The sequence below is a fragment of the bacterium genome (assembly GCA_036524115.1).
In the GTDB taxonomy this organism is placed as follows: Bacteria; JAUVQV01; JAUVQV01; order JAUVQV01; family DATDCY01; genus DATDCY01.
In genome coordinates, this window is sequence record DATDCY010000155.1 from 1 (window position 1) to 13547 (window position 13547).

Here is a 13547-nt window from a genome sequence, read left to right on the forward strand (position 1 = left end):
GCAGGGCCGCCGAAAGCAGCGACGCGCAGCCGAGCGGCGCCTGCGCCACCGTGCCGCCGGTTGCGCCGAGCAGCTCGCGGACGCGGTCGCGGTGGCCGGCCTCGCCGGTGACGTCCGCCAGTCGCAGGAGGGCCTCCGCGGCGACGGCAGCGCCCGCCGGGACTGCCGCGTCGGTGACGATCACCTGCCGCAGGGGAAGCAGCGGGTCGGCCGGCGCGAAGAACCAGGATCCCGCCCCGTCCGCAAACGCCCCGTCCAGCACGGCGACCAGACCCGTCGCCTCCCCGAGCCAGGACCGCTCGCCCGTCGCGGCGTGCAACTCGAGGCACCCCCAGGCCAGGAACGCGTGATCGTCGATCACGCCGGGGCACCCCGCCTCGCCGTCGCGGTAGCGGTGCCGCAGCGAGCCGTCGGCCCCCCGCAGCCGCGAGAGCGCGAACCGGGCGGCGCCGGCCGCCTCGTCGGCGTAGCGCGCCTCCCCGAAGACGGCCGCCGCGCGCGCAAGCGCCGCGATCGTCAGGCCGTTCCAGTCGGCGAGGACCTTGTCGTCGCGGTGCGGGCGGACGCGCCGGCCGCGCGCGGCGAGCAGCTTGAGCCGCGCGGCCTCCAGCGTCGGCGGCAGCCCGGCCGCCGGGAGCGTGAAGTCGCCGGCGGCGAGCGCCAGCGGCGTGAGGCGGTGCAGGATGTTGCGGTCGGTCCGCTCGCCGACCTCGCTCGTGAAGTTGCCGCTCCCGCGCATGTGGAAGGCCGTCGTGAACTCCTCGGCGGCCGCGGCGCCGAGCACCGCCGTGACCTCGTCGACGGTCCAGAGGTAGAAGCGCCCCTCCTCGCCTTCGCTGTCCGCGTCCTCGGCCGCCGCGAAGCCGCCGCCGGGCGCCCGCAGGTCGCGCAGCACGTAGGCCAGGATCTCCTCCGCGGTGCGGCGGAAGGCGCCGTCGCCCCAGAGACGGAAGGCCTCGATGTAGGTCATGGCCAGGAGCGCCTGGTCGGAGAGCATCTTCTCGAAGTGCGGCAGGAGCCAGCCGGCGTCCGTCGAGTAGCGGTGGAAGCCGTGGCCGAGGTGGTCCCAGATGCCGCCGAGGCGCATGGCGCGCAGCGTCTCCTCGAGCATGACGCGGGCGCGCCCGTCCCCGCCCCGCCGCGCCGCGTAGCGCGCCAGGAAGAGCAGCCACGGGACGGTGGGGAACTTCGGCGCGCCGCCGAAGCCGCCCCAGCGCGGGTCGTAGAGGCGCACCAGCTCGCCGTACGCCTCGTCCGCGACCTCGTCCGCGCGCAGCTCGCCGGGGAGCGGACGCAGCTGCGGCGCCAGCGTCCGCTCGAGCTGCTCCGCCGTCCGCAGCACCTGCTCGCGCTGCTCGCGCCAGAGGCGCCCGAGCAGGGGGACGAGCTCGAGCATCCCGGCGCGGCCGAAGCCGGACTCCCTCGGGAAGTACGTCCCCGCGAAGAAGGGCTTGCCGGCCGGCGTGAGCACGACGGTCAGCGGCCAGCCGCCGCTGCCGGTCATCCCCTGGCAGTAGGCCATGAAGAGGTGGTCGACCGCCGGCAGCTCCTCGCGGTCGACCTTCACGGCAACGAGGTGCTCGTTCATCAGCCGCGCCACGTCGGCGTCCGCGAAGCTCTCGCGCTCCATGACGTGGCACCAGTGGCAGGCCGAGTAGCCGATCGAGACGAAGAGCGGCACGTCGCGCTCCCGCGCCGCCGCGAACGCCTCCGCGCCCCACGGGTACCAGTCGACCGGGTTGCCGGCGTGCGCGAGCAGGTACGGGCTCTTCTCGCGGGCGAGGCGGTTGCCGCCGCTCACGGCTCGCTCTGCACCGCCACCCGCCGCACCTGCGGCAGGGCGGCCAGCGTGTCGACGATCGCGCGCTCCGAGATGTTGTGCTGCGAGGCGATCGTGAGCCGGTAGGTCACCTCCCCGGCCTGCGCGTCGAGCGCGTAGTCGACCGCCGAGATCCGCGGGCCGTGCCCGGTGATGGCGGCGCGCAGCCGGTCCTCGGGGACGCCGCGGTCGGCGACGATCGTGACGTGCTTGTAGGCCAGGCGCGGCAGGTGCAGCTCCACGTAGCGCAGGAACCACAGCGAGCCGAGCGTGATCGCAAACCCGAGCACCGCCACGAAGTGCTGCCCGGCGCCGACGGCAAGGCCGATGGCCGAGACCATCCAGAGGCACGCCGCGGTGGTCAGGCCGTGCACGCTGAGACCGGACTTGAGGATCACGCCGGCGCCGAGGAAGCCGACACCGGTGATCGCGCCCGCGGCGAGGCGGCCGGGATCGAAGCGCGCGCCGTCCTCGCCGCCGGCCAGCGACTGCGAGACGATCATCAGCAGCACCGAAGCGACGCACACCAGCAGGTGGGTGCGAAAGCCCGCGGGGCGGCCGTGGACCTGCCGCTCCAGGCCGATGCCGCCGCCGAGCAGCGTCCCGAGGAGCAGGCGCGTGGCGGCGTCCGTCCAGGTCAAGTCGGTCATGGGGCCCCTCCGCGCCCATCATACCCCAACGCCGGGGCCGGCCGCGCCCCTGCTACAATCCGGCCCCGTGAGCAAGCGCCTGCGCGTCCTGTTCGTCGAGCCCTTCTGCGGCGGCTCGCACCGGCTCTTCACCGAGCAGGTCGCCGCGCGCTCGCGCCACCGCGTCGAGACGCTCACGCTCCCCGGGAGCTTCTGGAAGTGGCGGATGCGCGGCGGTCACCTCTCGCTGCTGCAGAAGGTGCGCGAGCGGCTGGACGGGACCGACGTCCTCCTGGCGAGCGGCATGCTCTCGCTCGCGGAGCTGGCCGGGGCGCTGCCGGGGCTGGCGGCGGTGCCGAAGGTCGTCTACTTCCACGAGAGCCAGCTCTCCTACCCGGTGCCGAAGGGCGAGGCGCCGGACGTGCACTTCGGTTTCACGAACCTCTCGACGGCGCTCGCGGCCGACGCGATCGTCTTCAACTCGCGGTTCCACCTGGAGGAGTTCCTCGGCGGCATCGAGCGCTTCCTCAAGCCGATGCCCGACCACCGCCCGCGGGGGCTTGCCGCGGCGCTGCGGCCGGGGTGCTCCGTCGTCTACCCGGGGATCGACTGCGACGAGCTGGACCGGCACCGCCACGAACCCGACCGCGCCGGCCGGCCGGTGACGGTCCTCTGGAACCACCGCTGGGAGTTCGACAAGCAGCCGGAGGTCTTCTTCGCGGCGCTTCACGCCCTGGCCGCCGAGGGCCTCGAGTTCCGCGTGCACGTCGTCGGCGAGAACTTCCAGGTGAAGCCGAAGCCCTTCCTCGAGGCGAGGGAGCGGCTCGGCGCGCGGGTCGCCACCTTCGGCCACCTGCCGCGGCGCGAGGACTACGTCCGCGTCCTCTGGGACTCGGACGTCGTCGCCTCGACCGCCATCCAGGAGTTCTTCGGCATCGCCGTGATGGAGGCGGCGTACTGCGGGGCGCGGCCGCTGCTGCCGCGACGGCTCGTCTACCCCGAGCTGTATCCGCCCGCGTGCCTCTACGACGCGGACGGGGACTTCACCGGGGCGCTGCGGCGGGTCCTGGCCGGCGGGGCGGAGCAGCCCGTGGAGGCGGGACGGGCGCGCCTGCGCGCCGCGTACGACGTCGCCGTCAGCGTGGCGGCGCTCGATGACCTGCTCGAGCGCGCCGTCACTGCACGACGCAGATCGCCCGGTCCACCGCCTTGTGGATCAGCTTGCTGACGACGCTGCCGACGATGAAGTGCTTGCCGTCGGCCATCCCGCACCGCCCGACGACGATCGTCGTGTAGCCGCCCTCCGCGGCGATGTCCAGGAGGCTGTCGGCGACGTCCCCGGTCCCGAGGACGATGTCCTTCCGCACGCGCTCCTGCGGGAAGCCGTGGCGGACCAGGTCGTACACCGCCCCCTGCAGGATCGGCTCGATGTACTCGCGCTGGCGCGTCGCCCAGGCCTCGATCACGCGCCGGCGCTCCTGCTCCTCCACCGGGCCGAGGATGTGACCGTCGTCCCAGTACATCGCCGGGAGATCCGGGATGATGTGCACGAGCGTCACCTCGAGATCGCGGACATCGGGGAACTGGCGCATCACCCAGGTCACCGCCCGCAGGGAACAGTTCTTGTCGTGGACCCCGATCAACAGCTTCCGCATGTGTCCCGCCCTCCCGGAGAGTGTTCGTTCGAGACCGCCAGCGTTTCCCGTCAATCCATATTCTAACAGTTTGCCGCCGGCGCCGGCGGGCCCCCGCGCGCGCCGCGTGCGCTAGCGCCCGGGCGCGGGGGGCCGCTGTCGCACGCCGATGACGTTGGGGATCGGCCGGGCCGCCAGCCCCTGCTCGGCCGAGGGGAAGACCCCCTCGTGGCCGCCGACGAGCTCGATGCGCTCGCCACCGGCGGCGACGAACAGCTGCGCCTGCGAGCCGCCTTCGAGGTGCTGGGCGGCGACCAGGCCGATCGGCAGCTCGAGCAGCGCCGCGATGAGACGATCGAGCGCCAGCGGCGCGGCGCAGAAGATGAACAGCGCCCGGCCCTCACGGTCCTCGCCGAGGGCGGCCTCGCTCCAGCGGCGGGCCTGCGGCGCCCAGCGGTTCTCTCCCGGGCGCTTGACCATGCGCAGGTTCTGCACGACGCGCCGGTAGCGCGCGAGCACCGCCTCCAGGGGCTCCTCGTCGAGGTCGACGATGCGGAACGGCGGGTCGGCGGGGTCGATCGGGGCGAACGCGGCGGCGGAGAGGTAGGGGTTGACCCCGCGGCTGAGGACCGCGCCGTCGGCGGCGAGATATCCCGAGTGCGTCCGGTAGTCTTCCTGGTACATCCCGGCGTTGATCGCCGCGGCCAGTCCCTCGCGCCGCGCCCACTCGCGCGCGCTGTAGCCCTCGCTCTCGCCGCGAGGCAGGCCGTGGAGCGTCAGCTCCCACAGCCGCGGGTCGACGCGCAGCACGTGCACCTGTGCCCCGGCGAAGCCGCTGCCGTCGAGCGCGAAGCGTCCCACCTCGAGGCCGCGGCCGAGGTCTTTCCAGCGCACATCGCCGGCCGCCGCCGGCGTGGCGGCGGCGAGCACCGCCACCCACGCCGCCACCGCCCACGCCATCGCGCCGCCGCGTCTCATGCGGCCATCGTAGCACGTGCGCGGGAGGGCGATGGCCGCACCCGCGCCCCCGGCCTATACTCTCGTTCGAAGGGAGGGACGAGACGATGGAGCTGAGTTCATCCGCGTTCGCGCACCAGGGCGGGATCCCGCGGCAGCACACCTGCGACGGAGAGGACCTCTCGCCGCCGCTCTCCTGGACCGGCGTCCCCGCCGGGACGAAGAGCCTCGCGCTCATCGTCGACGACCCCGACGCGCCGGACCCGAAGGCCCCGAAGATGGTGTACGTGCACTGGGTGCTGTACAACATCCCCCCGGAGGCCGCGGGGCTCCCCGAGGCGGTCCGCCCGGCCGCCCTCCCCGCCGGCACGAAAGAGGGCGTCAACGACTGGGGCCGCACCGGCTACGGCGGTCCCTGCCCGCCCATCGGGCGGCACCGCTACTTCCACAAGCTCTACGCGCTGGACACGGTCTTCCGCGACCTGGGCAAGCCCACGAAGAAGCAGCTGCTGGCGCTGATGGAGGGCCACGTCCTCGCACAGGCGGAGCTGATGGGAACGTACCAGCGCAACAGGTAGAGGCGGCCTGGGGAGTCAGGAGGGCTTCTTCCGCCCTGGGGGCGTCGCCGGGAGGCTCCGCTTGTGCGGCGGGCACCAGCCCGCCTCCGCACAGCCATCCCGGCTTCCTTCCCAGAACGAAAAATACCGCTCCTGCCTGACCCAGGCAGCCAATTCCAAACTGGGCCTAGACCAGTGCCTCGAGGACGGCCGGATGCACGATACCGAGACCGGCAACGGAGAGTCGATCTCCGCGCGCCTAGGCCAGTGCCTCCAGGACGGCCGGGTGCGTGATGCGGCCCGCCTTCGCGTTCAAGCCCTTCGCGAGCCCGGGATCGGCCGCCAGCGCAGCGTCCACCCCGTCCGCGAGCCGCAGCGCGTAGGGCAGCGTCGCGTTCGTCAGCGCGAAGGTCGAAGTGCGCGGCACGAGTGCCGGCATGTTCGTCACGCCGTAGTGGATCACGCCGTGGAGCACGTACGTCGGCTCGGCGTGCGTGGTCGGCCGGATCGTGGCGACGGTGCCGCCCTGATCGATCGCGACGTCGACGACCACCGACCCCGGACGCATGCGACGCACCGTCTCCTCGGACACGAGGACCGGCGCCCGTGCGCCGGTCACGAGCACGCCGCCGACGAGCAGGTCGGCGTCCACGGCGGCCGCCTCGATGTTTGTCCGGTTGGACATCAGCGTCTCGACCTTGCCCGGAAACAGGGCGTCCGCCTCCTCGAGTCGCCGCAGGTCCCGGTCGATCAGGGTCACCTCGGCGCCCATGCCGATGGCGACGCGCGCCGCGCTCCGGCCGACGGAGCCCGCCCCGAGGACGGTGACGCGCCCATGGCGCACGCCGGGTACGCCGCCGAGCAGGATGCCCTGGCCGCCGCGGTCCTTCTGGAGCAGCGTCGCGCCGATCTGGGTCGCCAGCCTCCCGGCGACTTCGCTCATCGGCGCCAGCAGCGGCAGCGAGCCATCCGGCGCCTCCACGGTCTCGTAGGCGATCGCGGTCACCCGCCCCCCGGCGAGCCGGCGCGCCAGCTCCGGCACGGCCGCCAGGTGCAGGTAGGTGAAGAGCACGAGATCGGCGCGCAGGAAGCCGTACTCGGCAGGGACGGGTTCCTTGACTTTCACGACCATGCCGGCCCCGCCCCACGCGGCGTCCGCGTCGGCGACGATCTCGGCCCCGGCGCCGCGGTAGGCCGCGTCGGGGATGCCGCTGCCCTCCCCGGCGCCCGCCTGCACCAGCACGCGGTGGCCGGCGTCGACCAGGGCCTGCACCCCGGCCGGCACGAGACCGACGCGCATCTCGCCGACCTTCACCTCCCGAGGGACCCCGACGATCATGGAATCAGTGTACGACCGGCGACGGCCGCGCGCCAGCAGCCCGCCGCGCGCCGCGCCCCCGCTCATTGACGCCCCGGGTCGGAAGGACCAAAATATCCGATGCGGCGTGGCACCGGGCTCCTGCGAGGCTAGAGGCGAACAATGCGCGTGCGGTGGGTGAAGCGCAACCGTCCCGTGGGCGTGATCCCCTTCATCATCTGGGAGGAGGAGCTGCCCCGCGGCCAACGGGTGACGGCCTTCCTGCCGCACGCCGACGACGGCCGCTTCATCGGCGCCTCCCTTTCGCTGCTCAACCGGACCGAGGCCGGAGCGCCGCGCAACCGCGTGCGGATAGCGATCGTCTGTCCGGGCTACCGCAGCGTGGAGGGCGCCCAGTCGATCGAGGAAAAGAGCCGGCTGCGCGCGGAGGAGGCCGTCGACTGGGCGCGCGAGCTGGGCTACGCGCCGGAGCAGGTCATGCAGTTCCGCGCCGACCGGACGTATGCCCGCCGCCGCGTCGACCGTGGGGAGCAGGCGCGGATGCACCAGCTCATCCGCGAGGAGCGCCCGACGATGGTCCTGCTGAACAACGTGGCGGACGTCGCGCAGCACGCCAACCACTGCACGCGCATCATGGTGCTGCGCTCGCTCACCGCCTGGCTGGCCGAGGAGGCCTCCCGCGCGGACGGGGCGCGGGAGGTGCTCATCGTCGAGTACCCGACGCTCTACGTGCCGATCCTCCCGCCGGCGGACAAGAACGTCATCGTCGCCTTCCGCGATCCGGCCTTCGTGCAGATCAAGCACCGCGCCAACCGCTGCCACCGCAGCCAGGACGCGAAGTACCTCGAGATGCTCGGCAAGCTCGTCGAGGCCGTCGACGTGCTCAGCGGGGCCGACGTCGTCTGCGAGGCGCGGCGCGCCGGCACGCGCTTCTCCAAGCGGCTCTCCGCAGTGGCCCTCGACCCCGTCCGGTCCCGCGGCGAGCACTTCGGCATCACCCGGCTGCGGCTGGTGGCGGGCCGGCCGGAGCCGACGATCGTCGAGGAGCGGGTGCCGTTCCCCCTGTCGGCCGAGGACGTCGAGAGCTGGGGCGTGAGGGCGCCGCAGGCCTGCTACCTGGAGGAACAGCCGCCGGCGCCGTGAGATAGACGGGCGACGGCGCCAGGCCGGAGCCAATTACAACACTGCCTGACCCATCCCGAGGAATCTTCGGTCATCTCCTATCTGGTTGACAGAGTCACCTGGTTTGCCTACATTCGCGTATGAATCAGATTTGGAGATGACATGCCTGACAGAATAGCCAGACCTGAGGTTCGCCGGGAGGTACAGGAGCTTTCCCTCCTCTTCGAGATCAGCCAGGTGCTCGACCGCTCCCTCGACCTGCGCGAGACGGTGCACCCCGTCCTCAAGGCGATGGCCGACAACATGGGGATGCTCCGCGGCAGCCTGACGCTGCTCAACCGGGAGACGGGCGAGATCTCGATCGAGGCGGCCTACGGCCTCTCCCCCAGCCAGCAGGAGCGAGGCCGCTACCGACTCGGCGAGGGGGTGACCGGCAAGGTCGTCGCCACCGGCGAGCCCGCGGTCGTCCCCCGCATCTCGGAGGAACCGCTGTTCCTCGACCGAACCGGCGCGCGCAAGAGCCTCAAGAAGAGCGATATCTCCTTCATCTGCGTGCCGATCAAGCTCGGCAACGAGGTCATCGGCGCGCTCTCGATCGACCGGTTGTTCGCCGAGGAGGTCTCGCTGCTCGAGGACGTGCGCCTGCTGACGATCGTCGCCTCGATGATCGCCCAGGCGGTGCGGCTGCGCCAGAGCGCGCAGGAGGAGCGCCGGCGCCTCATGGAGGAGAACCGGCGGCTGCAGGAGGAGCTGCAGGACCGCTTCCGGCCCTCGAACATCATCGGCAACTCCAAGCCGATGCAGGCGGTCTACGACCTGATCGCGCAGGTGTCCAAGAGCGACGCCACCGCGCTCGTGCGGGGCGAGAGCGGGGTCGGCAAGGAGCTGGTCGCCGCCGCGATCCACTACAACAGCCACCGGGCCGCGCACCCGTTCATCAAGGTCAACCTGGCGGCGCTGCCGGAGACGATCATCGAGAGCGAGCTCTTCGGGCACGAGAAGGGGGCGTTCACCGGCGCGCTCGCGCAGCGCAAGGGGCGCTTCGAGCTGGCCCACGCGGGAACGATCTTCCTCGACGAGATCGGCGATCTCTCGCCCGCGACCCAGGTCAAGCTGCTGCGCGTGCTCCAGGAGCGGGAGTTCGAGCGCGTCGGCGGCAGCCAGACGATCCGCGCGGACGTGCGGATCATCGCGGCGACCAACCGCGACCTCGAGGCGCTCGTGGCGGAGGGGCGCTTCCGCCAGGACCTCTACTACCGGCTCAACGTCTTCCCGATCCACGTGCCGCCGCTGCGCGAGCGCAAGGCCGACATCCTCCTGCTGGCCGACCACTTCGTCGACAAGTACGCGAAGAGCTCGCACAAGGAGGTGCGCCGCATCTCGACGCCGGCGATCGACCTGCTGATGAGCTACCACTGGCCCGGGAACGTGCGCGAGCTGGAGAACTGCATCGAGCGTGCCGTGCTGCTCGCCGACGGGGAGGTCATCCACGCGCACCACCTCCCGCCCTCGCTGCAGTCCGCCGAGTCCTCGGGGACGACGCACCACGGGACGCTGCAGGAGACGCTGGACGCGCTCGAGCGCGACCTGATCGTGGATGCGCTCAAGACCTCGCGCGGCAACAAGGCCAAGGCCGCGCGGGCGCTCGGGACCACCGAGCGGCTCATCGGCCTGCGGATCGCGCGGCTCGGCGTCGACTGGCGGCGCTTCCGGCCGGTGCGCCGCTGAGGGAGTACTTTCAGGCACAACTCTTGCTCCTTTCCGCTGCCATGATGTCGGCAAGGAAAGGAAGCTACCGGATGGTCGGCGGGCCGGAGTCATGAGCGATCCGCACGTCGGCATGGTCGCGCCGTTCATCACGCTGTTGGGGACCATCGCACTCATGCCGTTCATCAGCCCGGGCTGGTGGCAGCGCAGGTACGCCTGGGTCTCCGTCGGCCTTGGTCTGCTGGTGGCGGCCTATTACGTGCTCGTGCTGCACAACGGCCCGCGCATGCTTGCGGGCGCGGTTGACTACTGCGGCTTTATCGCGCTCGTCGGCTCGCTCTTCGTGACGGCGGGAGGCATTCACATCAACATGGCCGGCCGCTCCACACCTGCGGTCAACACCGGCCTGCTGGCCCTCGGGGCCATCCTCGCGAACGTCATCGGCACAACGGGCGCGTCGATGCTGCTGATCCGACCGTTCCTGCGGATCAACCGGCACCGGGTCGCACCGTTCCAGATCGTGTTCTTCATCTTCATCGTCGGCAACATCGGCGGCGCGCTCACGCCGATCGGGGACCCGCCGCTGTTCCTCGGCTACCTCAAGGGCGTGCCCTTCTTCTGGCTGTTGGCGACGCCCTCGGTCGTGCTCGCCTGGCTCGTGGTGGTCGGCTCTCTGCTCGCGGTCTTCTATCTCGTCGACCGGGCGCACTTCAGCCGCCACCAGCCATCCAGGGGCCGTGAAGCCCGCGATCGCGTCGAGCTGGAGGGTTCCCATAACGTCGTTTGGCTCATCCTCATCATCGGCCTCGTGCTTAGCCAGAAGACCGGGGTGCTTGACGGACTTTCGCGCTCGTCGAGCCTCGCCGCCGCCGGTGCGGCGCTGGGCTGGGAGCCGCACCAGGCCGTGGAGAGGGTATCGACGCTGCTCGTCGCCTCGCTCCTGGTGGCCGTCGCAGGTCTCGCGCACCGCTTCGCCAATCCGGACGCACTGCGCGAAAACGAGTTCGGTTTCGGTCCGGTGCGGGAGGTCGGCATTCTCTTTTTTGGCATCTTCACGACAATGGTGCCCGCGCTGGATCTGCTGGAGCGGCACGCGGGGGATCTCGGCATAACGACTGCGGCAGGCTTCTACTGGAGCGCCGGCGGACTGTCGAGCGTTCTGGACAACGCGCCGACTTACCTGACCTTCCTCACGGCCGCCTTCGGTCTTCACGGCCTTTCGCTGGCGTCCGCGGCGGACGTCACCCGGGTTCTCGGCGACTCCGAGCTCCGTCGCTACGTCATCGCGGTTTCCCTCGGCTCCGTCTTCTTCGGAGCAGCCACGTACATCGGGAACGGCCCGAACTTCATCGTCAAGCACATCGCAGAGGCAAGTGGGGTGAAGTGCCCCGGCTTCTTCAGCTATGTGGTGAAATACTCGCTCCCCGTGCTTTTCCCGCTCTTCGCCCTCGTCTCCTGGCTCTTCCTCCGCTAGGGGGCGCACGGGCCAGTGAGGGGGCTCTGACGCGGCCCCGGCGGTGTCGGCACGCCCCTCGGCTATGCGGCTGCGTGCCGGTTCAGAGGTTGTCTCGCAAACGATCCCGCTGATCGTGGTCTTTATTCTACCGAAATCTCTAAACGTCGATAGTGTACGTACATTCCAACTGGAAGCATTGAATATGTATTAGGACAATATTGTAACATAATTAGCATGATTGTACATTTGTGTATCTATACTTCGGATTGCTGGAAACAGGCTGATCTAATTTTATCATTATTTTTCAAAGTCTTACATGTCTGGCACGATCTTCGCTAGATCAGTGCCAAGAAACTGGGTCATAACGGAAGGAGGATCCGATGAAAAGGGCCCTGAGGTTCACAGCAGCGGTACTACTCGCGGCGATTCTGCTGCACTGGCTACCGGCGCTTGCGGCCACCCCGGACCCGGCCGGGACTGCAACGGGGACGGCCGCGGATGTGGTCGGCGTCACGGCCGGCGCACCCACGAACGATGACCTGAAGACGCTCGGCGAGAAGGAACCGCTCGCGCTCAAGCTCGCGGACGTCATCGGGCACAACCGCATCGCCATCAACTTCGTCTGGACGCTCATCTGCGGCTTTCTGGTCATGTTCATGCAGGCCGGGTTCGCGATGGCCGAGACGGGGTTCACGCAGGCGAAGAACGCGGGCCACACGATGGCGATGAACTTTATGATCTACGCCCTCGGCCTGCTCGGCTACTGGGCCATTGGCTTCGGCCTGCAGATGGGCGGCGTCGGCGGGGTCGCTACGCTCGGGGGTGGCGGCGTTCTCGACGGCGAGTTCACGATCACCCTTCTGGGGAAGACGTTCGGTCTTTTCGGGACGAAGGGCTTCTTCCTCTCCGGTGTGAGCTACGATGCGGTCGTCTTCGCGATCTTCCTCTTCCAGATGGTATTCATGGATACGACGGCCACGATCCCAACGGGCTCGATGGCGGAGCGGTGGACGTTCAAGTCCTTCGTGATCTACGGGCTCTTCATCTCGGCGATCACCTACCCGCTCTATGCCAACTGGGTCTGGGGCGGCGGGTGGCTCTCCCAACTCGGCAAGAACTTCGGCCTTGGCCACGGACACGTCGACTTTGCCGGTTCCTCGGTCGTGCACCTGACCGGCGGCGTGGCCGCCCTCGCGGGCGCAATAGTGCTCGGGCCTCGCATCGGGAAGTACAGGGACGACGGGACACCGAACGCCATCCCGGGGCACCACATCCCGATGGCGATCGTCGGCTGCTTCATCCTTGCCTTCGGCTGGTTCGGCTTCAACGCCGGTTCGAGCCTCGCGGGCGGAGATCTCCGCATCGCGGTCGTCGCGACGAACACGATGCTCGCAGGCGCGGCGGCGGCGTTTTCCTCGATGATGTACATGTGGCTGCGCTACGGCAAGCCCGACATCTCCATGACCGCGAACGGCATGCTCGCGGGTCTCGTGGCGATCACGGCCCCCTGCGCCTTCGTGAATTCCGTCTCCGCCTTCATCATCGGGACGATCGCGGGCATCCTGGTGTGCGTGAGCGTCTTCTTCGTCGAGCGCACGCTGAAGGTCGACGACCCGGTCGGTGCGATCTCGGTGCACGGGGCGAACGGCGCCTGGGGCGTGCTCTCGCTCGGACTCTTCGCGGACGGCACCTACGGAGACGGCTTCAACGGGGTGGCCGGCCCTGTGAAGGGGCTCTTTTACGGCGACGCCTCGCAGTTCGGGGCGCAGGTCGTGGGGACATTGACGAACATGGTGTTCGTCTTCATTCTCATGTACTCTTTCTTCAAGGTGCTCGACAAGATCACGCCCCTGCGCGTGCCGGCGCAGCTCGAGCAAGAGGGTCTCGACCAGGCCGAGGTGGCCGTCTCGGCGTACCCGGACTTCAGCATTCGGAAGCTCTATCGCTAGCGGCCTGACCAGAGGAGAACGCCAATGAAGAAGATCGAAGCGGTCATCAAGCCGCAGAAACTTGACGAGGTCAAGGACGCCCTGCACGACATCGGCGTCCAGGGAATGACGGTGACGGAGGTTCAGGGTTTCGGCCGCCAGAAGGGAAAGGTCGAGACGTACCGGGGGTCCCCGGTGGGCGCGACCTTCGTCTCCAAGGTCAAGATCGAGGCCGTGGTTCCTGACTCCCTGGCCGAAAAGGTGGTCTCAGCCATCGTGGCCACCGCGCGCTCCAATGGCGGTCAGATCGGCGACGGCAAGATCTTCGTGGCGCCGATCGAGGATGTCGTGCGCATTCGCACCGGGGAGCGGGGCGAAACCGCCGTGTAGCCCGGACCCACATCACGCGCCGGCGAGGTG

The 13547-nt window shown here is 69.9% G+C and carries 12 protein-coding genes; 7 read left to right on the forward strand and 5 right to left on the reverse strand.

Annotated features, from left to right (window positions below):
- Both VI078_07310 and VI078_07315 read right to left on the reverse strand, forming a co-directional pair.
- On the reverse strand, window positions 1-1801 hold a 1801-nt coding region (locus tag VI078_07310), incomplete at its 3' end, for a thioredoxin domain-containing protein (GenBank protein ID HEY5999098.1).
- Window positions 1798-2469, reverse strand: a complete 672-nt coding sequence (locus VI078_07315) for an MgtC/SapB family protein (protein HEY5999099.1) — start codon at window positions 2467-2469, stop codon at window positions 1798-1800. The genes VI078_07310 and VI078_07315, both read right to left, overlap by 4 nt.
- 67 nt (window positions 2470-2536) lie before the next feature.
- Between VI078_07315 and VI078_07320 the strand changes: the two genes are divergently transcribed.
- A complete protein-coding gene (locus VI078_07320; protein ID HEY5999100.1) occupies window positions 2537-3676 on the forward strand; it encodes a DUF3524 domain-containing protein in 1140 nt (379 codons plus the stop codon).
- Here the strand turns inward: VI078_07320 and VI078_07325 are convergent.
- Complete coding sequence (locus VI078_07325; GenBank protein ID HEY5999101.1) at window positions 3624-4103, reverse strand: universal stress protein; 480 nt, start codon at window positions 4101-4103, stop codon at window positions 3624-3626. The genes VI078_07320 and VI078_07325 overlap by 53 nt on opposite strands.
- A gap of 111 nt (window positions 4104-4214) precedes the next feature.
- The gene (locus VI078_07330) at window positions 4215-5060 is read right to left on the reverse strand and encodes a phosphodiester glycosidase family protein (GenBank protein ID HEY5999102.1); all 846 of its coding nucleotides are present in this window, start codon (window positions 5058-5060) and stop codon (window positions 4215-4217) included.
- Window positions 5061-5146: 86 nt separating this feature from the next.
- On the opposite strand from VI078_07330, the gene VI078_07335 reads away from it, so the two are divergent.
- Entirely contained in the window at window positions 5147-5617 is a 471-nt protein-coding gene (locus VI078_07335) for a YbhB/YbcL family Raf kinase inhibitor-like protein (protein HEY5999103.1), read from the forward strand.
- A gap of 238 nt (window positions 5618-5855) precedes the next feature.
- Here VI078_07335 and ald read toward each other — a convergent pair whose 3' ends face one another.
- Window positions 5856-6935 (reverse strand): alanine dehydrogenase, encoded by a 1080-nt coding sequence (gene ald, locus VI078_07340; protein ID HEY5999104.1) that lies wholly within the window; start codon window positions 6933-6935, stop codon window positions 5856-5858.
- Window positions 6936-7082: 147 nt separating this feature from the next.
- Between ald and VI078_07345 the strand changes: the two genes are divergently transcribed.
- From VI078_07345 to VI078_07365, 5 genes are all read left to right on the forward strand, one after another.
- Window positions 7083-8057, forward strand: a complete 975-nt coding sequence (locus tag VI078_07345; protein ID HEY5999105.1) for a PIG-L family deacetylase — start codon at window positions 7083-7085, stop codon at window positions 8055-8057.
- A 141-nt stretch (window positions 8058-8198) separates the two neighbouring features.
- A complete protein-coding gene (gene nifA, locus VI078_07350) occupies window positions 8199-9764 on the forward strand; it encodes a nif-specific transcriptional activator NifA (GenBank protein HEY5999106.1) in 1566 nt (521 codons plus the stop codon).
- A 112-nt stretch (window positions 9765-9876) separates the two neighbouring features.
- On the forward strand, window positions 9877-11217 hold the full coding sequence (locus tag VI078_07355; GenBank protein ID HEY5999107.1) for a sodium:proton antiporter: 1341 nt from the start codon (window positions 9877-9879) through the stop codon (window positions 11215-11217).
- A gap of 362 nt (window positions 11218-11579) precedes the next feature.
- Entirely contained in the window at window positions 11580-13148 is a 1569-nt protein-coding gene (locus VI078_07360) for an ammonium transporter (GenBank protein ID HEY5999108.1), read from the forward strand.
- 24 nt (window positions 13149-13172) lie between these two features.
- Window positions 13173-13517: a P-II family nitrogen regulator gene (locus VI078_07365; protein ID HEY5999109.1), complete on the forward strand. Its 345-nt coding sequence runs from the start codon at window positions 13173-13175 to the stop codon at window positions 13515-13517.
- Window positions 13518-13547: the final 30 nt, after the last annotated feature.